The 17,745-nt window shown below is 69.3% G+C and carries 20 protein-coding genes and 1 pseudogene; 7 read left to right on the top strand and 14 right to left on the bottom strand.

All coding sequences use genetic code 11. The features are described 5' to 3' along the window. Nucleotides 1-57 precede the first annotated feature (57 nt). Nucleotides 58-492 (top strand): cupin domain-containing protein, encoded by a 435-nt coding sequence (locus QQK29_RS11465; RefSeq protein ID WP_284300411.1) that lies wholly within the window; start codon nt 58-60, stop codon nt 490-492. A gap of 75 nt (nt 493-567) precedes the next feature. On the opposite strand, the gene tsf is transcribed toward QQK29_RS11465, so the two are convergent. Next, nucleotides 568-1,395: a translation elongation factor Ts gene (tsf, locus tag QQK29_RS11460; protein WP_284300409.1), complete on the bottom strand. Its 828-nt coding sequence runs from the start codon at nt 1,393-1,395 to the stop codon at nt 568-570. 38 nt (nt 1,396-1,433) lie between these two features. After that, a complete protein-coding gene (gene rpsB / locus QQK29_RS11455) occupies nt 1,434-2,522 on the bottom strand; it encodes a 30S ribosomal protein S2 (protein ID WP_284300406.1) in 1,089 nt (362 codons plus the stop codon). Between the two features lie 375 nt (nt 2,523-2,897). Here rpsB and QQK29_RS11450 point away from each other — a divergent pair, with 375 nt between their 5' ends. The 3 genes from QQK29_RS11450 to QQK29_RS11440 all read left to right on the top strand — a co-directional run bounded on the left by QQK29_RS11450 (nt 2,898) and on the right by QQK29_RS11440 (nt 4,615). Continuing rightward, nucleotides 2,898-3,728, top strand: a complete 831-nt coding sequence (locus QQK29_RS11450; RefSeq protein WP_284300404.1) for a serine protein kinase RIO — start codon at nt 2,898-2,900, stop codon at nt 3,726-3,728. Nucleotides 3,729-3,877: 149 nt separating this feature from the next. Then, nucleotides 3,878-4,270 carry a M23 family metallopeptidase gene (locus tag QQK29_RS11445; RefSeq protein ID WP_284300402.1) on the top strand — a complete coding sequence of 131 codons (393 nt, stop codon included), beginning with the start codon at nt 3,878-3,880 and terminating at the stop codon, nt 4,268-4,270. Nucleotides 4,271-4,315: 45 nt separating this feature from the next. Then, a complete protein-coding gene (locus QQK29_RS11440) occupies nt 4,316-4,615 on the top strand; it encodes an SHOCT domain-containing protein (RefSeq protein WP_284300400.1) in 300 nt (99 codons plus the stop codon). A gap of 15 nt (nt 4,616-4,630) precedes the next feature. On the opposite strand, the pseudogene QQK29_RS11435 reads toward QQK29_RS11440, so the two are convergent. Continuing rightward, nucleotides 4,631-5,535 (bottom strand): annotated as a pseudogene (locus QQK29_RS11435) (tyrosine recombinase XerC). A 225-nt stretch (nt 5,536-5,760) separates the two neighbouring features. Next, a complete protein-coding gene (locus QQK29_RS11430; RefSeq protein ID WP_284300398.1) occupies nt 5,761-6,684 on the bottom strand; it encodes a phosphodiesterase in 924 nt (307 codons plus the stop codon). Between the two features lie 348 nt (nt 6,685-7,032). Between QQK29_RS11430 and QQK29_RS11425 the strand changes: the two genes are divergently transcribed. Beyond that, a complete protein-coding gene (locus QQK29_RS11425) occupies nt 7,033-8,211 on the top strand; it encodes a hypothetical protein (RefSeq protein ID WP_284300396.1) in 1,179 nt (392 codons plus the stop codon). 580 nt (nt 8,212-8,791) lie between these two features. Here the strand turns inward: QQK29_RS11425 and QQK29_RS18705 are convergent. After that, complete coding sequence (locus QQK29_RS18705; protein WP_431308689.1) at nt 8,792-9,523, bottom strand: trypsin-like serine protease; 732 nt, start codon at nt 9,521-9,523, stop codon at nt 8,792-8,794. A gap of 264 nt (nt 9,524-9,787) precedes the next feature. On the opposite strand from QQK29_RS18705, the gene QQK29_RS11420 reads away from it, so the two are divergent. Next, nucleotides 9,788-9,988, top strand: a complete 201-nt coding sequence (locus QQK29_RS11420; protein WP_284300394.1) for a hypothetical protein — start codon at nt 9,788-9,790, stop codon at nt 9,986-9,988. Nucleotides 9,989-10,226: 238 nt separating this feature from the next. Here QQK29_RS11420 and QQK29_RS11415 read toward each other — a convergent pair whose 3' ends face one another. The 6 genes from QQK29_RS11415 to QQK29_RS11390 all read right to left on the bottom strand — a co-directional run bounded on the left by QQK29_RS11415 (nt 10,227) and on the right by QQK29_RS11390 (nt 15,081). Then, nucleotides 10,227-10,997: a class I SAM-dependent methyltransferase gene (locus tag QQK29_RS11415; protein WP_284300392.1), complete on the bottom strand. Its 771-nt coding sequence runs from the start codon at nt 10,995-10,997 to the stop codon at nt 10,227-10,229. 60 nt (nt 10,998-11,057) lie between these two features. Beyond that, on the bottom strand, nt 11,058-11,891 hold the full coding sequence (locus QQK29_RS11410; RefSeq protein ID WP_284300390.1) for a DNA-processing protein DprA: 834 nt from the start codon (nt 11,889-11,891) through the stop codon (nt 11,058-11,060). Continuing rightward, nucleotides 11,822-12,355, bottom strand: coding sequence for a hypothetical protein (locus tag QQK29_RS11405; protein ID WP_284300389.1), 534 nt, complete (start codon nt 12,353-12,355; stop codon nt 11,822-11,824). The genes QQK29_RS11410 and QQK29_RS11405 overlap by 70 nt, the downstream gene beginning before the upstream one ends. Then, nucleotides 12,352-13,881 (bottom strand): YifB family Mg chelatase-like AAA ATPase, encoded by a 1,530-nt coding sequence (locus tag QQK29_RS11400; RefSeq protein WP_284300387.1) that lies wholly within the window; start codon nt 13,879-13,881, stop codon nt 12,352-12,354. Before QQK29_RS11400 ends, QQK29_RS11405 begins: the two co-directional genes overlap by 4 nt. Further along, a complete protein-coding gene (locus tag QQK29_RS11395) occupies nt 13,881-14,237 on the bottom strand; it encodes a YraN family protein (protein WP_284300385.1) in 357 nt (118 codons plus the stop codon). Before QQK29_RS11395 ends, QQK29_RS11400 begins: the two co-directional genes overlap by 1 nt. A 139-nt stretch (nt 14,238-14,376) precedes the next feature. Then, on the bottom strand, nt 14,377-15,081 hold the full coding sequence (locus tag QQK29_RS11390) for a hypothetical protein (protein WP_284300383.1): 705 nt from the start codon (nt 15,079-15,081) through the stop codon (nt 14,377-14,379). A gap of 102 nt (nt 15,082-15,183) precedes the next feature. On the opposite strand from QQK29_RS11390, the gene QQK29_RS11385 reads away from it, so the two are divergent. Continuing rightward, nucleotides 15,184-15,672 carry a GNAT family N-acetyltransferase gene (locus QQK29_RS11385; RefSeq protein ID WP_284300381.1) on the top strand — a complete coding sequence of 163 codons (489 nt, stop codon included), beginning with the start codon at nt 15,184-15,186 and terminating at the stop codon, nt 15,670-15,672. Nucleotides 15,673-15,681: 9 nt separating this feature from the next. On the opposite strand, the gene QQK29_RS11380 is transcribed toward QQK29_RS11385, so the two are convergent. From QQK29_RS11380 to QQK29_RS11370, 3 genes are read right to left on the bottom strand one after another with little or no spacing between them, the layout of a single operon-like run. Next, nucleotides 15,682-16,443 carry an ABC transporter permease gene (locus tag QQK29_RS11380; RefSeq protein ID WP_284300379.1) on the bottom strand — a complete coding sequence of 254 codons (762 nt, stop codon included), beginning with the start codon at nt 16,441-16,443 and terminating at the stop codon, nt 15,682-15,684. Continuing rightward, nucleotides 16,440-17,171, bottom strand: a complete 732-nt coding sequence (locus QQK29_RS11375; protein WP_284300377.1) for an ABC transporter ATP-binding protein — start codon at nt 17,169-17,171, stop codon at nt 16,440-16,442. Before QQK29_RS11375 ends, QQK29_RS11380 begins: the two co-directional genes overlap by 4 nt. Beyond that, complete coding sequence (locus QQK29_RS11370; protein WP_284300375.1) at nt 17,168-17,737, bottom strand: TetR/AcrR family transcriptional regulator; 570 nt, start codon at nt 17,735-17,737, stop codon at nt 17,168-17,170. The genes QQK29_RS11375 and QQK29_RS11370 overlap by 4 nt, the downstream gene beginning before the upstream one ends. Nucleotides 17,738-17,745: the final 8 nt, after the last annotated feature.

Below are 17,745 nucleotides of genomic sequence, written 5' to 3'. Positions count from 1 at the left end.
GGGACGCGGATCGCGCGCGCACCGATGCGGGCATGCGCGGGTACCTAGAGTGGCCGGATGAGCGACTACCAGCTGACCGAACTGGGTTCTCTCGACACCTGGCGCGACCACTACGGCGGCTTCCGCCCCGACAGCTCGCGTGACGGACGCCGCGTCGTCGACTTCGAGCTCACCATGCAGTATCTGGGGTTCACCGCCAACGCCTACGAACCCGGCGAGCAGGCCGGCTACTGGCACCGGCACTCGCGCGTCGAGGAGGTGTACGTGTTCCTCGAGGGGCACGGCCAGATGGGACTCGATGACGAAGTCGTGGATGTCGGGCCCGGCACTGTCGTGCGCGTCGGCCAGGGCGTCTGGCGCACCTGGCGCTGCGTGCCCGACAGCCCGACGCAGCTGCGCTGGCTGTGCATCCGCGCCGGCGGCTACGAACTGCCGGAACTGCCCGACGACAGCGAGCGCGGACCCGACCGGCCCCAACCCTGGCGCGACTGACCTCCGCGTACGACGCGGTTCCGACAACGCGAAGGGCCCCGGATCACGCGGATCCGGGGCCCTCGGTGCGGCTGCTTAGGCGCCGACCTTGAAGCGGGCGAAGCCCGTCACGGTCAGGCCGGCGTCGGCGATGACCTTGCCGACGTTCAGCTTGTTGTCGCGGGCGTAGTCCTGCTCGAGCAGGGCGACCTGCTTGAAGTAGGCACCGAGGCGACCTTCGACGATCTTCGGAAGGGCGGCCTCCGGCTTGCCCTCCTCACGGCTGATCTGCTCGACGATGCGACGCTCGTTCTCGACGTCGGCCGGCGGCACGTCGTCGCGCGAGAGGTACGCCGGGTCGGCGAACGAGATGTGCTGCGCGATCGAGCGCGCGGTCTCCGCGTCATCCCCCGTGTACGAGACCACGACGCCGATCTGCGGCGGGAGGTCCTTCGAGGTGCGGTGCAGGTAGACCGCGAACTTGTCGCCCGGGATGCGGACGACGCGACGCAGTTCGACCTTCTCGCCGATCGTGGCGGCCTGGTCCTCGATGAGGGCGCCGACGGTGGTGCCGTCGACGGCGACCGCGAGGGCGGCATCCACCGTCTCGGCGCCCGAGTCGGCGAGAGCCGCGACGACCTTCTCGGCGAGCGCGACGAACTTCTCGTTCTTCGCGACGAAGTCGGTCTCGCAGGCGAGCTCGATCATCGTGGCGGCCGTGGCCGACTCGACGACGGCGACGAGGCCCTCGCTCGTGGAGCGGTCGGCACGCTTCGCGTTGCCCTTCGCACCCTTGAGCCGCAGGATCTCGACGGCCTTCTCGATGTCGCCGTCCGCCTCGACGAGGGCGTTCTTCGTGTCGACCATGCCGGTACCGAGGCGCTCGCGCAGGGCCTTCACGTCTTCCAGGCTGAAGTTGGCCATGGATGTGTTCCTTAGCTTCTCGAAATCGAAAGGGGGTGTTACTCGGCAGCCGCGTCGGCGTCCGCCGCGTCGGCCTTCTTGGCAGCCGGCTTCTTGGCCGCCGCCTTCTTCGCCGGGGCGGGCTTCTCGTTCTCCGCCTCGATCTTGGCCTCGGTCAACTCGTCCGACTCGGGGGCGTGCGCCGGAACCAGGTTCGGGTCGGCCTCGGCCTCGTGCTCGGCGACCACGGCATCCGCGTCGTTCTGCTCGGTGGGAACCGCGGCCTCGACGACCTCGGCGACCTTCTCGGCACCGGCCTCGACGTCACCGTCGACACGGCCGTCGACCTCTTCGATCTTCTCGGCGGTCGACTCGGGCGTGCTCGACGCCTCGAGCAGCTCACGCTCCCACTCGGCGAGCGGCTCGACAGCCGAGACGTTGCCCTCGGCCTCGGGCTTCTGGTGACGCTGGATGAGGCCCTCGGCCGCGGCGTCGGCGATGATGCGCGTGAGCAGGCTCACGGAGCGGATCGCGTCGTCGTTGCCCGGGATCGGGTACTGCAGCTCATCGGGGTCGGCGTTGGTGTCGAGGATGCCGATCACCGGGATGCCGAGCTTGGTGGCCTCGTCGACCGCGAGGTGCTCGCGCTTGGAGTCGACGACCCAGATCGCCGACGGGGTCTTGGTGAGGTTGCGGATGCCGCCGAGGGTCTTGTGCAGCTTGTCGAGCTCGCGCTTCTTGATGAGGAGCTCCTTCTTGGTGAAGCCCTTCGTCGTGTCGTCGAAGTCGATCTCCTCGAGCTCCTTCATGCGCGCGAGACGCTTGGAGACCGTCTGGAAGTTGGTGAGGAGGCCGCCGAGCCAACGCTGGTTGACGTAGGGCTGACCCACCCGGGTGGCCTGCTCGGCGATGGCCTCCTGGGCCTGCTTCTTCGTGCCGACGAAGAGGATGGTGCCGCCGTGGGCGACCGTCTCCTTGACGTAGTCGTAGGCGCGGTCGATGTAGGCCAGCGACTGCTGCAGGTCGATGATGTGGATGCCGCTGCGCTCGGTGAGGATGAAGCGCTTGACCTTCGGGTTCCAGCGACGGGTCTGGTGTCCGAAGTGAACGCCGCTGTCGAGCAGCTGGCGGATGGTGACGACGGCCATGGCCGTTCTCCTTCTCTCGCGGGCACGGCAGAGCCGTCCCGCTGTTTTCTCAGTTGTCTGCCGCGACCGGCCGGTCGCGATCCCTGGTGCCCCGGCGCAACATCCGCTGCCTCGTTCGAGGCGGACTGAAGGATGTGGACCGTGTGCGATGGGCACGCGAAGTCACCCGCGCGATGCGGGTGCTGACCTCAGTGTAGCAGCGCGGGTGTACACGCGCGCGCCACGGGTCTATGCTGAGGCGGCCCGGATGGCCCGCGGCTCTGTGAGGGAAGGAGGACTCGATGCGCACCGTCTTTGTCGTGCCTGACGACCCGACCCTCATCTTCGAGGCCACCGCCTACTGACCTGTGGTGGTCTCCGATCCGGAGCCACCACGTGAACAACTTCTTCGGCGACGACTTCGTCGTTCCCACCTTCTCCGACGCCGAACCCGGCGACGGACAGCGCTGGTCGACCTGGCCGGCCATCACCCCGTCCGAGCGCGGCCCGCAGCCGTGGCCGGACTGGATCGTCACCTCAGCCGCGGCGATCGACACCGAGCTCGGCATCCTGAAGACGGGCAAGGAGGCCGACGTGTTCCTCCTCGAGCGCGCGGTGCCCGACGAGCCGGCGCAGACGGTGCTGCTGGCGGCCAAGCGCTATCGATCGGCCGAGCGCAGCGATTTCCACCGCTCGAGCGTCTACCGGGAGGGCCGCATCGAGCGGCGCTCGCGCGACCAACGGGCGGTGGAACGCGGAACCGCCTACGGGCGCTCGGTCGCGGCCGTCGCCTGGTCGTACGCGGAGTTCGCCGCGCTCTCGCGGGCGTATGAGCTCGGCATCCCGGTGCCCTATCCCGTGCAGGTGAACGGCACCGAGCTGCTGCTCGAGTTCATCGGCGACGACGGTGAAACGGCACCGCGGCTCGCACAGTCGGATGCTGTGGGCCGTGAGCTCGCCGACCTCTTCGCGCAGGTGGTGGACATCGTGCTGGGGTTCGCCCGGGCCGGATGCGCCCACGGGGATCTCTCGCCCTACAACCTGCTCGTGGATCGCGGGCGCGTCGTCGTGATCGATCTTCCCCAGCTCGTCGACGTCGTCGCCAACCCCAACGGCATGGCTCTGCTCGAGCGCGACTGCCGCAACGTGTGCACGTGGTTCGCACGGCGCGGGCTCGCGTGCGATGTCGATGAACTGTTCGCACGGGCGGTGGGCGAGTTGTTCTGACGTCTCCTCCCCGCCGCGCGCGGCACGGGTTCTTCGCGGATGCCTGCGGGCGGCCGCGGCCACGCGTGCGGACGGGAGCAGGATGCGGGCATGCACGTTCCCGTTCGTCGCCTCGCCACCGCGGCCCTGGCGGTCGCGGCGCTGTGGTCGTGGCCGATCGCGGCACCGCATCCGATCGCGCGACCGTATCTCGCGCCGGCCACCCCTACGCATCGGGCCATCGCGGCATCGATATCCGTGCCGCTGCCGGCGACGAGGTGCGTTCCCCGGCCGACGGCATCGTGCATTTCGCCGGGATCGTGGTGGACCGCCCGGTGCTCTCCATCGACCAGGGAGGCGGTGTGCTCTCGAGCTATGAGCCGGTCGTGACCTCTCTGCAGGAAGGTGACGTCGTGCGGCGTGGGCAGGTGATCGGCGAGCTCCTTCCGAGCCACTGCACCAGCGGAGCATGCCTGCACTTCGGGGTGCGCATCCACGGCGAGTACGTGTCGCCGTTGCTGTTTCTGGGCGGACAGCCCCGAGCCGTGCTGCTGCCGCCGTAACGGCGCTTCGCGTTCCCGCGGAAGGCGATGCGTCATGATGGGGCGATGAACATCCTCGGTGCCGGCTTCGTGATCTTCTTCGCCTTGGCGGTGCTGTTCATCATCGCGGTGGCAGTGGTGATGGTCGTGATGATCAGCCGGAACGCCGCCAAGGCGCGGGAACTCGGGCACGACCCGCTCACGATGCAGACGGAGCTCGCGGCACGCGCCATGGACTCGGAACTGCTCGCTCCCCGGCCGAGCCTCGAGGCCCGACTCGCCGAACTCGACGATCTGCACGCACGAGGTGTCATCACGGCCGACGAGCACGCGAAGGCTCGGGCCGAGACGCTCGCGGGGCCCTGACCGCTCGCTCGCGCTTCAGGCGCGGGGATGCGCGAGTCGGTAGCTCTCCCGCAGCCGCTCCGTCGACACGTGCGTGTAGAGCTGCGTCGTGGCGAGGCTCGCGTGGCCGAGCAGCTCCTGCACGATGCGCAGATCGGCGCCGCCGTCGAGCAGGTGCGTCGCCGCAGTGTGCCGCAGGGCGTGCGGACCGGCCGGACCGGAGCCGGGCAGCTCGCTGAGCTCTCGAGCCACGAGCTCGTACACCGCGCGGGTGCCGAGGCGTCGACCGCGGGCACCCAGCAGCAACGCCGCGCCGGATGCCTCGCCCGCGAGGTGCGGACGCCCGCGATCGAGGTAGTCGTCGAGGGCGTGGGCGGCAGGCCCGCCGTAGGGCACGACGCGCTCCTTGGCGCCCTTGCCGAGCACCCGCACGGTGCGCGCGGAACGGTCGACGTCGTCGATGTCGAGACCCACGAGTTCGCTCACGCGAACGGCCGAGGCGTAGAGAAGCTCGATGATCGCGACGTCACGCAGGGCGCCAGGCTCCCCTCTCCCGCAGCGGCGTGCAGGCGCTCGAGAATGCTGTCCATCTGGCCGCGCGTGAGCACACGGGGCAGGCGGCGCCCCGCCCGCGGAGTGCGGAGCCGCAGGCCGGGGTCGGCGGCGATGACGCCTTGGCGGGTGAGCCATGAGGTGAAGGACCGCGCCGACGAGACGCGTCGACCGAGAGTGGATGCCGCCAGCCCCGCTTGCGAACCGCGCCAGACCCAGTCACGCAAGGTCTCGAGGTCGAGGGATGCCGCATCCGGCTGGCCGAGCGCCTCGGCGAAGCCGACGAGGTCGGCGAGGTCGATGCCGTAGGCGCGCACGGTGTGCGGCGAGTAGCCGCGCTCGTGTGTGAGCGCAGCGAGGTAGGCCTCGACGGCGGCGCGCAGCTCCATGCGGCCATGGTCGCACTGGCGGCGTCGATCTCGACACACCGCGCTGCGCGCGGCACTCGATCCGCGGCGGGCGGTGCGCTGCGCGCGGCACTCATCCGCAGGCGGTGCGCTGCGCGCGGCGCTCATCCGCGGCGGGCGGACGGTGCCCTCAGCGAGCGGGTGCGGACTCAGGTGGCTGAGGAGCGCATCGCGCAGTGATGCGCGTCTCGAAGCCGCCGTCTCAGCTCAGTCTGTGAGCGGCGGCAGCTGGAACGTCGACGCCTTGCTCGAGAACGCCTCGCGCCGCTCCTCGGGCGTCATGGCCGCGAGCGCGTCGAGAAATGCGCCCGAGAATCCGGCCACCCGGCGCGCGTCGCCGAGGGGGACGATGGAGTGCACGACCTGGTCGTCGTAGACGTGCACGAGGTTGAAGGTCTGCCCGCCGTCGACGCCGGCGAGCGTGCCCGGCTCGGCGCTCGAGTCGATCGTGTAGCAGGTGGCGGCCGCGACGGACACCGGGATGCCGGCGAAGGTTCCGGAGGTCGAGTAGTGCAGGTGCCCGGCGAGGATCGCGCGCACGTCGCTGCCGCGCAGCACCTCGGCGAGCTCGGCCTGGTGGTCGAGCTCGATGATCGCCATGAGTTCGACGGGCGTCGGGATCGGTGGATGGTGCAGCGCCAGCAGGGTGCCGTGCGGCGCGGGGGTGGCGAGCTGGTCGCGGAGCCATTCGAGCTGGGCGGGTTCGAGGTCGCCGTGGTGGTAGCCGGGCACGGAGGAGTCGAGGGCGATGATGCGCAGCCCGCCCACGTCGTACACACGGTCCTGCGGTGCGGCGGTGGGCTCCTCCCCCAGGAGGATTGATGCGAACGGCTCGCGCTCGTCGTGGTTGCCCATGACCCAGATGATGCGTGACCTCATGCGCTCGGCAGCCGGTTCGACGAGTGCCTTCAGCCGCTCGTAGGCATCGGGCTCCCCGAGGTCGGTGAGGTCGCCGGTGATGACGATGGCCTCGGGGTTCGCACCACTGCGCTCGAGTTGGGCGAAGGCGCGTTCGACGTGGGCGTCGGTGCCGACGGCGCCGTAGAGCGGGCGCCCGCCTCCGAGCAGGTGGGTGTCGCTGATGTGCGCGATCGCGTGGATCGGCGGAGCGTGCTGTCCGAGCTGCACCATGCAGCGAGCGTAGCCGCCGCATCCGCGGAACACGTTGGCGACTCGATCGGGTCGCTCCTACATAAGGAGCCACCCAGTTACCGGTCGATCGAGGCCGCTTGGCCTACCCCAGTTCGGGGGCAATGCTCGCGCCAAGGTGACGGTCGAAGGCCTGCTCCTTCGACCGAAATGTAAGGACCGGCCTGTGAGCTTCGAGAAGGGGCCCGCTCTTGAGCGAGGCGCCTCCGTGTACCCGCACCTGAGAACTGCTTGCATTGCCTGCGATCGCGAGAGTACATTCCCGCCGAGGGTAGTTTCAGATCACCCGAATCGAGGTGCCCGACCATCGAATGAGCGAAAGGCACTTCAGTGCTCAAGTCATATCGATCGGCGAGCGCGCTTCTGGGTGCGCTCCTCATAGCGAGTCTCGCGCAGCCGGCAGCAGCGGCAACACCTGCTCCCGATGAGTGGCTACCGAGCGTAGTTGACTCCTCGATGCTCACGAGTTCCGTCGTCAGCTCCGGCAACGTCACGAGCCCAGACGGCCACGCCTTCCCAGAAGGCGCAACCGTCGAACTCGTTGCATATCCAGCCGAGGAGGTAATGCGAACGCTGAAGGAGGGCGACACCATCCAGGTCTCTCCCGTCGCAAAAGCTCGTACCGATGAAAGCGGTCATTTCGAGATGCGTTTGGCGGAGCCTTCGAAACTGAAGCGTTATGCGTCGGCGCTCGGCGTTGTCAATTTCGAGATCCGAGCTATCAGCGGCGCATACTATGCCGCCTTCTCGTTCAGCAGCGAGTTGGACGCACTCAATGGGGCACGCATGCAACGCGCTGACCTTGTCGGGTTGAATCTTGTTTCTCTCCCAGCCAACGATGCGGTACTCAACCTCGAGGGCTCTCGCATGGGACCCATCAACAAGACCCAAATTTGTGGCGAGACCCTGGTCGCAAACTACGGCACACGGGCCGTGGCAATCGGCCAGACCTACACAGCCGGAGCCGGTCGTACAGGTTCTTTGACATACACGAGCGGGTCCTCGTCGACCCTCGGCGTAGGGCTGTCGATGACCGGTGTCTATGGCTCCTACTCAGCTTCTGGCAGCATTTCGCTCTCTTCGACGACCACCGTCTCATTCGCCGGCGGCACCGGTGGACGCCTCTACAAGACGTACTACGTTTACGGCAAATATGCCCAATGGTGCTATCCCATCGGCGGCTCATATGATCCGAGTGACATTTATGCGTACAAGGTGCGCGCGTCCAGCTTTGCCGGCGGGTCGGCCGTAAGCGTTACCTCGGCACCGCCCGCCAACTACTGCGTGGCGTTGGCAAATGGATCTACGTTAACGAAGAGCAGCACGACCGCGGGCACCTTCTCGAGTGGGGCAAAGCTAATTGCGGATATCGGCATCGACCTCTCCGTGCGAACCGGCTACACGTCGTCCACGAAAGTCGCGTTCACAAACTCGTCCGGGTCCAGCAAGAATCTGTGCGGAGTCAGTGGGTACCCCGGCGGAACTCCCGGCTTCATCTCACTCCTGTGAGAAACCGCATTGGTGTGGTGGTGCTCGCTACGCTGGCGAGCACCACCCTGCTGTCTGCATGTGGCTCAATTCGAACCGACGGACCGCTCGTGCTTTCGGACGAAGAGACCCGAGTTTGTGCGCCAGTTCCGCAGTTCGCTGATGCCGCTTTGGGAATCAATTTGGCAGACGACCTTCCCGACGGAATCGTATTCAATTCGATTGAGCCCGTGGGGGCATCCGGAGTTGCGCTTGGCGGCGTTTATGTCATGCCAGCCGCGGATCGGCTACGGCTGCTCCTGGATGCGTTCCCGCCAACCGGGCAGACTCCCAATTCTTGGAGGCGTGCGGTGCCCGCCATTGACGCCGAGCTTCCGACGGACGGCGCCTACGACATGGTCCTCCGTGTCACAACGGGCGCAGGCGGAGGACACTTGGATGGCGTTCGAGTGAACTATTCCTTCAATGGAGATCAGTACCAGACCATCTCACATTTGGGTCTGACGCTCTCGACCGAGCCCTGCACCTAGTCAGTTCGTTTGAATGCGACGGGTGCACGTCACGATTGCCTAGCGCAGCGCCGCAAGGGCGACGTCGACACTCAGGTAGACACCTGCGTGTCTTGCCCACACCCAAGTCCCGACGTAGTTATTGCCTTGATGGAGCCATCGCGGCCGACAAGCGGCCCTCCACTGTCCCCTTCGCAGGTGTTCGCATCGCCAGCGGGAATGCCACAAAGCGTGCCGGGGCCCGCGCCCGGTGCACCGAGGCACGCTGACGGCAACACGATTACAAGTTCCTTAGGCTCCGCGTCGCACGGCGCCACGCCTCCCATCGAGTCCTTTCCCCAACCCCACGCGACCGCGACAGAGCCAGTTTCCGCCTCGGGTCTATCAGTTGCCGCGGGGGCGCGATCGACAGCGCGGCTCAAAGTGAGCACCGCGGCGTCGACTGAATCACTCAGGTTCATCGACTGGACCCCCACACGCTCTCCTTGTATGGGGCCGGTATTGCAGAGGTTCTTGGCGCCGACGATGGCGTCAATCGAGAGTGATTCTCGATCACGTAGACAATGAGCAGCTGTTAGGACCTCAGTCTCAGTTATGAGCACGCCGGTACAGAATTGCGTGCTCGAAACATCGTTATCCGGTGCAGTTGCGTTGATCAGGGCTACGAGATAACCGGGAGGCTCGTCCGGGTGAGGATCCGCGCAACCGGACAGAGCACCGACAAGAGCGATGATCGCCGTAGCGGTCGCAAGAACACGCCGAACCCTGTCCGCTACGCTCAGATCCCTGCCTTGAGCGCTTCGCCGAACGCTGACGTACGCCACCGGTGGATCTGGAACACAGAACGGCAAGGCATTTGATCGCACGATACACCGCGTCGCGCCGGCGCCCCAGCGCCCCGACGTATTCGGCGGCGGAAACGATAACGGCCTCGTGCGGCCGCGGCACCAACCACCTTGCGCGCGCCCAGACGCCCGCACGTTCACGCATCGCTCCCTCGCGGGAGAGCAAGCCGAGTTCGGCCGAACCTCGTCGGCGACGCGCGAAGCTCTATCCTCGCGGCGACCTAGACGGACAATGATGCGTCGGTGACCTCGAGTCGCGGCGAGGGTACGGAGTGGGCTGGGATGCTCGCCGACGCGTCGCGCGCTCGGTTCGACGCCATCGTCGCCGTTGACGTCGACCGACTCCTCCGCACGATTACTGACCTCGTCGCGGTCATGGAGACTGGCGCCAAGGTGATGCAAGAGGCATCAGCCTACGAGCGCGAGTGGGCTCCTCCACCATGAGAATAGATGCGAACGGCTCGCGCTCGTCGTGCCTCGGGGTTCGCACCACTGCGCTCGAGTTGGGCGAGGGCGCGCTCGACATGGGCGTCGGTGTCGACGGCGCCGTAGAGCGGGCGCCCTCCCCGAGCAGGTGGGTGTCGCTGATGTGCGCGATCGCATGGATCGGCGGGGCGTGCTGTCCGAGCTGCACCATGCAGCGAGCGTAGCCGCCGCATCCGTCACGCCGACGGCGGCGCCGTCAGCGCGCCACCACGAGCACGAGCGATCCGTCGAAGGTGGGGCGCGTTCGCAGCTCGCCGTAGCGCGCGTCCCATGCTCCGGATGCGAGATCGCGCGCCAGATGGTCGACGGCACGTTCGGCCTCGGCCGGCTCGAGGAAGCTCCACGCGGAGTTCGCTCGGCGCGCCGCGGGGTCGAGCAGCATCTCGGGGCGGCCGAAGTAGGCCTCGCCGAAGCCGTCACGACACTGCAGCGGGATGGGCAGCGGCACGACCTCGATATCGCCGCCGAGCCCGCGCGCGATCCGGTCGATGGCCGGGTACCGACGCGCTTCGGTGCGGATCACCTCGGGTGCGTAGTCGACGAGCCAGAACCGGTCGAGCCGTTCGGGGTCGCAGGTCATGATGACGACGGGCCCGCGCGCGACGCGTCGCAGTTCGCCGAGCCCGGCGTCGAGGTCGGCCCACTGGTGCACTGAGAAGGTGGCCATGGCGGCGTCGACGTGATCGTCGGGGAACGGCAGTGACTCGGCGGTCGCGTCGATCGCGGTGGCGAGGTGCGCGGGTCGCTGCGCGCGCATGGATGCGGAGGGCTCGACGGGGATGACGTCGAGATGCGCTGGTTCGTACGATCCCGCGCCCGCTCCGACGTTGATCACCGTGCGTGCGTCGCCGAGGGCGCGCGCGATGGCCTCTTCGAACGCGGGTTCCGGCTGTCGGTACCGGCCGTATCCCTCTCCGATCGTGCCGTAGTCCGCGTCTCCGGCGGATCCGTCGCGGTGCGCGCGCATCTCGTCGCCTCCTGCTGCCTGATGCTCCCACGCTAGTGCGACCTGCCGGCACCGCTCGGATCATGACGCCCGCACCCATCCGCCCGCCCGCTCGCGCACCGCTCCGTCGAGGGAGAGCAGGCCGAGTTCGGCGCGCACTCGGTCGGCGGCGAGGCCCGAGAGCGCGGCGACCTTCTCGACGCTGCGCGGGCTGCGGGCGGAGAGGGCGTCGAGGAGGCGGATGCGGGTGCCCGTGGGGTCCGCGGCCGGGCGGCGCCCCCGGGCCTCCGCCTCCTCGACAGTCGGTGGGTCGGCGTGCACAGCGTCTGCGTCCGTCTCATCGGCCATCGGCTCGAGCGGCTCAGGAAGGGGCGCGAGCTCAGCGATCTCGTCGGCCGTGGTGACGCACACCGCGTCGTATTCCCGCAACAGTCGATGACATCCCGCCGAGGCCGAGCTCGTGATCGGCCCGGGAACCGCGCCGAGCGGACGACCGAGCGCCGCCGCATGCCCCGCGGTATTGAGAGATCCGGACCGCGCCCCTGCCTCGACGACGACGGTGGCGATGCTTGCCGCCGCGATGAGCCGATTTCTCTGCAGGAAGCGCCATTTGGTGGGTGCGACGCCGCAGGGTACCTCGGAGATCGCGGCACCGTGCTCGGTGACGCGCGTGATGAGGGCCTCGTTGCCCGACGGGTAGAAGCGATCGAGGCCACCTGCGAGGAAGGCGACGGTGGTGCCGCGACTCGCGAGCGCGGCGCGGTGCGCGGCACCGTCGACGCCGTAGGCGGCTCCCGAGACGATCGCGTAGCCGCGGTCGACGAGCCCGGCTGCGAGTTCGATCGTCACGTGCTCGCCGTAGCCGGTCGCCGCGCGTGCACCCACGATCGCCACACCGCGATCGAGGTCAGCCAATGCGTCGCGACGTCCGCGAAGCCAGAGTGCGATGGGGGCGTGCTCGGCGAGATCGCCGAGGAAGCAGGCCAGTCGGGATCCCCCGGCACCACGAGTTGGACCGCGAAGCGCGCGGCCTGACGCAACGCACGCAAGGCATCCGCTTGCGAGATGCGCGGCGCCCACCGTGCGACGGCGTCGTCGAGGTCGCGCTCGTCGATGCCGAGACCGGCGAGACCACCGTCGCACGCGCTGACCAGTTGACGCAGTGCCCCGCCCTCGCGATCGGCGATGAGCGCCGCGAGCGCCTGCTCGGCCCCGACCGCGCCGACGACGAGCCCCGCGAGGCGGTCGCCGGGTTCGGCGATGCCGGTCCAGGTCGCGCGGGCGAAGCGCTCCGCGACCGCATCGCGGTCGTGCGCCGGATCGGTGACAGCACGCACCAGCGACGCGACTGTGGCTTCGGCGATCCCGAGGATGGTCATGCGGCGGCCTTTCGGAGGTAGAGGGCGCGACCGACGTGGTCGAGTCCGGGGCGGTCGATGCCATCGAGGTCGGCGAGGGTCCAGGCGAGACGAAGCGCGCGGTCGTAACCGCGCATCGTGAGGGCGCCGCGCTCGAGAGCGCGATCGAGCGCCGCCGTCGCGCCGGACCCGGGTGCACCCTCGTTGCGGAGCCAGGTTCCGGGAGCGTGCGCGTTGAGACGCCACGGTTTGCCCGCGAGCCGTCGCGCGGCGCGCGATCTGGCCTCCTGCACACGCGCCCGGGCCGCCGCGCTCGTGGTGGTGGGCGCATCCGTCGCCACCCTCAGCTGGGCGGCCGTCACGCGCGGCACGTCGAGCCGGATGTCGACGCGGTCGAGCAGCGGACCCGAGAGTCGCCCCAGGTACCGTCGACGCGCGAAGGGGGTGCAGGTGCACTCCGCGTCGCGCACCCCCGCGTTGCCGCACGGGCACGGGTTCGCGGCCAAGACGAGTTGGAAACGTGCGGGGAAGCTCGCCGTCGCGGCTGCCCGAGAGATCGTGATGACGCCCGATTCGAGCGGCTGCCGCAGACAGTCGAGTGCCGACGGCGCGAACTCGGGGGCTTCGTCGAGGAACAGGATGCCGTGCGCGGCTCGGGCCGCGGCCCCGGGGCGGATGACTCCGCTGCCGCCGCCCACGATGGCCGCCGGTGATGCCGAGTGGTGCGGCGCCTCGAGCGGGGGCCGGGTCGCGAGCGAGCGCCCGACCGGCAGCCCCGCGAGTGAACGGATCGAACTCACTTCGATCGCGGCCCGTTCGTCGAGGTCGGGCAGGATGCCGGGCAGCCGTGAGGCGATCATCGTCTTGCCGGCGCCGGGCGGGCCGAGCAAGAACATGTGATGCCCACCCGCCGCCGCGACCTGCACAGCCTCGACGGCATCCCGGTTGCCCACCACCTCCGCGAGATCTCCGGAATCGTCCCCGGCTTCGGCGACTGCGGCAGGCACGAGGGGCTCCACCTCGACCGGCTCGAGCTCGGCGCCGTGCCAGATGGCGGCGTCGCGCAGGCTCGCGACGCCCACCACGCGTACGCCGGGCACCAGAGACGCCTCGTCGGTGTTACCCGCGGGCACGATCACGGTGTCGAAGCCCGCCCGCTCAGCGGCGAGCACCATGGGCAGGATCCCCCGGCACGGTCGCAGGCGGCCGTCGAGCCCGAGCTCGCCGAGGTGCACGACGCCCGTCACGGACGTGGGGTCGACCCAGCCCTCGGCGGCGAGCAACGCCATCGCAATGCCGAGATCGAAGGCTGCACCGGTCTTGGGCAGAGACGCCGGTGAGAGGTTCACCGTCACCCGGCCGCTCGGGAAAGCGAACCCGCTGTTGCCGATCGCCGAGCGCACGCGCGCCTTCGCCTCGCCGAGCGCGGTATCCGGAAGCCCCACCAGCACGAACGCGGGCAGGCCGCTCGCGGTGTCGGCCTCGAGCTCGACGGGCGCACCGTCGAGTCCGAGCAGGGCGACGGCATGGGCCCGTCCAACGCCCATCAGAACACCCCCACGAGGTGCTCGATCGCGGGCACGGCGTCTCGCGGCGCCAGCACCGCGACGGCGTCGATGCGGATGCGTCCGCGCTCGGTCGGGTGCGCCGTGCACCACTCGACGGCGAGGCGCCGGAGCCGGGCGAGCTTCACGGGCGTGATCGCCTCGAAGGGGTGCCCGAACGCGGTCGAGGTGCGGGTCTTCACCTCGACGAAGACGAGCGCGTCGCCGTCGCGCACGACGAGGTCGATCTCGCCCTGCCGACACCGCCAGTTGCGCTCCACGAGTCGATACCCGCGGGCCAGCAGGTGCTGCTCCGCGAGCCGCTCGCCGCGCCTGCCCAAGTCGTCTTTCGCCGCCATGAGGCGAGCTTCGCGCAGCGAGAAACGCAGGACAGGGGCTCCACTGCGAATAGTGGAAAGCTCACCCGGGGCGTGGGCTGTTGAGGGAACGTGAACGACGACACGTCATCAACTGAGGGACGGAGACACCCCGCTTCGTTCAGAACCCGAGAGCCCGCAAGATGATCCCCGCGACGACGGCGGCCGAGACTGAGGTCACGAACCTCTTGAGCTCTCGGGATTCAGACGGTTTCTCCGCTCGCTGCCCCGCATTGGCATCGGCACGCTGCGCCGGTGACGTCGTGCGGCGGCCGTCGACCGTCGGTCTCGGAGGTCTCGCGCCGGGTTGAGCGGCCGACCCCTTCGACACCGCTCGAGATGTCGAAGGCGCGGCCACCGGGGCGACGGATCGGGGCGCTTTCGGAGGCAAGGAACGCCGTGTGATCGCCGCCATCTCCTCGACCCCACGATCAGTCCGCTGGACAGCGACGTCCGACGCCGGCCCGACTCGGGCCGCATCTCCGTGGATCCGTCGCAGCGCGTCGATGACGGGACCGGCCTCACCGACGAGAACGAGCTTCACCTGCCCGTGCTCATCCCACCAGAAGTCCACAACGTGGTCGCCGTGCATGTAGCTCGCCATGTCGGGGGTGAGGTCGAGCCGTCGCGCAAGCGCCTGAGCCGTCCCGAGCCGCCGATACACATGGACCGAGCGCGGCAAGAGCTCCCCGGCCACGCGTCTGCGGCCGCCGACAGCAAGGTAAGGCATCTTGACGGGACCCTGCCGACCTCCCGCGAGCTCGAGCAGGATCGCGTCGACGTGCGCGAGAGTGAAGTCTCCGGGAAGGACGACTTCTGTGCGCATGCCTTCAGGATGACAGTCGGGGGCGAGCGCGCGCGACCACGACTTCGTGCTCATCGCCCAGCCGCGGACCCTGCTTGGGGGCGAGAGGAGCAGACTGGACGCATGACCGCCCGCATCCGCCCCGCCCGCCCCGATGACGCGGCCCGCATCGTCGACATCTGGGCGACAGGATGGCGCGACGGGCACCTCGCCGATGCCCCGCCCGAGCTGCTCGCGCACCGCGATCACGACGCCTTCGTGCCGCGCGTCGACGCCGCAATCGGTCGCACCTGGGTGGCCGAGACCGGTGGTGAGGTCGCCGGCTTCACGATGGTGCACGACGACGAGGTCGACCAGCTCTACGTCGACGCGCCCTTCCGGGGCACGGGGATCGCGTCGCAGCTGCTCGCCTACGCCGCCGATCGCATCCGTGCCGCCGGGCATCCCAAGCCGTGGCTCGCCGTCGCCCGCGGCAACGCGCGCGCCCGCCACTTCTACGAGCGCGAAGGCTGGACGGATGCCGGCGAGTTCAGCTACCCCGCCGAGATCGGCGAGGCAGGCCACCTGCCCGTCCCGTGCCACCGGATGGAGTTGCGCTCGCCCGTGGCATAGCTCGCGTTGTCATCTGTTGAGCTGCAGTCGACGCCACGCCACCGCGGTGATGGCGCTCACGGCGACCCCGATCGCCAAGGCGAGCGCAACAGCGGGCAGCGCCACAGCATCCGGTGACAGCGCCCACAGCGCCGGCACGGCGAGCGGGAACCAGCCCCCGACCCCGAGCACCACGAGCACCTGCGCGCTCGCAAGCAGCACGAAGCCGGTCGCGATGCCCGCGAGCATGCCGCGGCCGAGCGTCGCGGCGAGTGCCACCGGGCTCGCCACGAGAGCACTGAACGGCGCGAGCACCGCGATGCGCCCGAGCACGGCAGCGTCGGCGCCACTGGGCGCGCCGTACCCGAGCAGAAGACCGCCCGCGAGCAGGGCCACCGCGAGCATCACGCCCATCACAGCGGACGCGCCCACCGCGAGCACGAACTTCGCTACCGCCACCTGTCCCCGTCCGACCGACAGCCCATAGAGCGCGACGACCGTACCGTCGGCGAACTCCCGCCCGACCAACCACGCGTGCAAGACGGTGATGCCGAGCAGGAAGGCAGGCGCGGCCACCTGCATCGCGGTCGCCAGCATGCCCGGCCAACCGGGAGCGGCGCCCGCCTCGCCCAGCTTGGCGAGAACCTGAGGGTCGCCGGATGCCGCCACAGCCCGGAAGGAGATCACGATCGCCGCGATCCCGGCGACGGTCAGCACGGCTGTCGCGAACACCACGCGCGAGGCGAGCGCCTTGGCCGTCTCGATCCGCAGCGCCAGCAACCAACGGCTCATGCCGCCACCTCCGCGCGTGCACGATCATCGGCGTGCACCAACTCGAAGAAGGCGTGCTCGAGCTCGCTCTGCCGGGGCTCCAGGCTGCCGATGATGCGGCCGCCATTGATCACGGTGATCACATCGGCGATGCGTGCGACCTCGTCGAGATGATGACTCGACACGAGCACCGCGGCACCGTCTCGCGCACGGCGCACAAGCGCCTCCCGCAGGAGGACGACCCCCGCCGGATCGAGGGCGTTGCTCGGCTCGTCAAGCACGATCACCCGGGGGTCGTGCTGCAGCGCCGACGCCAGCCCGAGGCGCTGGCGGTTGCCGAGCGACAGGCGCCGCGCCCGCACGTCTGAGAAGCGCTCGAGGTCGAGCTCGTCCAACACGCGCGCGACCGTGGTCCGCACCTCCGCCGCGGGCACGCCGTGCAGTCGCGCGCCGAGTTCCAGATTCGCCCGCGCGGTCAGCTCGCCATAGGCGAGCGGGTACTCGATGAGATGCCCGACGAGGGGGCCGAGCTCTGCCTCGGCCCGACGGGGATCGTGGCCCGCGATGCGCACGCTCCCGCGCTGCGGCGCGAGCATCCCGAGCAGCAGGCGCATGAGCGTCGACTTGCCCGCCCCGTTGAGGCCGATGAGCGCGTGAAGGCTGCCGGCATCGACGCGCATGTCGATGTCGTGCACGCCCGCGCCGCCCGCGAAGGTGCGACCGAGTCGGGCGGCTTCGATACCGGTCATCGCGAGCCCTCCAGCACGCTGAGCGCCTGCTCGAGTACTTCACCGAGCTCGAGATCGTCGTGCGCCGCCCAGCTGAGCAGCGCCTCGGTCAAGCCCGCCAGGGCTGCTTCGGCCGCAATGCGCGCCTCGACTGCGTCCGCGCCGCTCGTCACCAGGCTGTCGGCGATGGCGTGCGCGGATGCTTCATTGGCTTGGCGCGTCGCGGCACGCAGCACGGGCGAGACCGCGGCGATGCGCAGCCGGCTACGCACGACCGCCGCGTCCGGCTGTGGCACCGCGGCCCATGCCGCACGAATGCCCCCGACGACCCGCGCCATGAGTGGCGCCTCCGCCGGCTGCCGCGCCACATGCTCCGCCATGAGCGGGTCGTAGGGGTCGTCGACGACGAGCGATTCCTTAGTCGGGAAATGACGGAAGAAGGTCATCTCGCTGATGCCCACCTCGGTCGCGATCCGCGCGACCGTCACGCTCTCATAGCCGTGCTGGGCGAACAGCAGGTGAGCCGCCTGGAGAATGCTCGCCCGCGTGCGAGCAGCGCGCCCGACGGGCGCTTCGGAAAGGGCCATGCCAAAAT

The organism is Homoserinibacter gongjuensis, assembly GCF_030161875.1.
Lineage (GTDB): Bacteria > Actinomycetota > Actinomycetes > Actinomycetales > Microbacteriaceae > Homoserinibacter > Homoserinibacter gongjuensis.
This window is presented reverse-complemented; position numbering and strand designations above follow the sequence as displayed.